The organism is Candidatus Protochlamydia sp. R18 (assembly GCF_000648255.1).
Taxonomy (GTDB): Bacteria; Chlamydiota; Chlamydiia; order Chlamydiales; family Parachlamydiaceae; genus Protochlamydia; species Protochlamydia amoebophila.
On the sequence record NZ_BASL01000751.1, the window covers coordinates 1 to 273 of the forward strand.

Sequence of the window (273 nt, forward strand, 5' to 3'; positions counted from 1 at the left end):
TCGATAGATGTTTGCCACAATAAACGCATAAAAAGAAACAAGGTCTTTAAAGGTTTAGCAAAGAGAGGGAAAACAACTTCAGGGTGGTTTTTCGGGTTTAAATTGCATCTCATGATCAATGAGAAAGGAGAAATTTTGGCTTTTCAGCTAACTCCTGGAAATGTCGCTGATGTTTCTATTGCCGAAACTTTGTCGAAAGGGATTTTTGGAAAACTATTTGGTGATAAGGGATATATTTCGAAAGAACTTTCAAAGAGGCTTTTGAAACAAGGT

General features: G+C 36.3%; 1 protein-coding gene. It reads left to right on the plus strand.

The window, feature by feature from the left end:
• A partial coding sequence (locus tag TY19_RS27325) for a transposase (protein WP_042281972.1) occupies positions 1-273 on the plus strand: 273 nt, incomplete at both ends.